The organism is Streptomyces jumonjinensis (assembly GCF_009600885.1).
Taxonomy (GTDB): Bacteria; Actinomycetota; Actinomycetes; order Streptomycetales; family Streptomycetaceae; genus Streptomyces; species Streptomyces jumonjinensis.
This window is the reverse complement of sequence record NZ_VCLA01000177.1, coordinates 1-778: the sequence shown is the minus strand read 5'-3', so window position 1 is coordinate 778 and position 778 is coordinate 1. Positions and strand designations below refer to the sequence as shown.

The window sequence follows — 778 nt, the reverse complement described above, 5'->3', positions numbered from 1 at the left end:
GGCCTCGGTCAGGGCGACGCCGAGCGTGTAGTGGGCGTTGGCGAGCCGGAGGGTGAGCCCATGGCGGTCCAGGATCTCCAGCGCCCGCCGGGCGAGGTCGATGGCGGGCTCCTTGTCGCCCTTGAGGAGGTGGAGCTTGGAGAGATTGCAGAGGGCGTCGGCCTCGCCCGGTTCGTTGTCGTCCGTGCGGGCGCTCTCGATGGCCTGCCGCAGATGGCGTTCGGCGTCGGTGTGGCGGCCCTGGTTGGCGGCGATGACGCCCCGGTCGTTCTCCGTCCGGAACAGGGGGGCGGGGTCGTCGGCCCGGCGGGCGTATTGGGCGGCCTGCTCGGCCTGCTCGTCGGCTTCCGCGTAGCGTCCGGCCATCAGGTGCACACTGCTGAGGACGGTGTGGGCGCGGCCCTGGGCGCGGGCGTCGCCGACCGAGCGGGAGGCGGCGAGCGCGGCGAGCGCGGCCGACTCGTACTGCTGGAGATGGGCGCCGGACTCGGCCAGGTCCTTGACGGCCCAGACCAGGTCGACCACACGTCTGACCCGCCATGGCGCGATCGCCTCACGGGCGAAGGCCAGCACGCAGTGCGCCTCGGTGTAGAGCCAGTCCAGCGCCTCGTGGCGGCCGGCGAAGGACAGCCCCTGATGCTCGGTGGGCGCGAGATGGTCCGGGAGCCGGTCGCCGGGCCGCTCGATGGCGTAGACCCGGGTCACGGTCGCCAGATAGAAGTCGAGCAGCCGCGAGAGGGCTCCTTCGGTCTCCTCGGGCCGCTCGTCGCGCTCGGCG

At 73.1% G+C, this 778-nt stretch carries 1 protein-coding gene; it reads right to left on the bottom strand.

Annotated features, from left to right (window positions below):
- The coding region (locus FF041_RS27040) for a tetratricopeptide repeat protein (RefSeq protein WP_153525276.1) at positions 1-778 on the bottom strand (778 nt) is incomplete at both ends.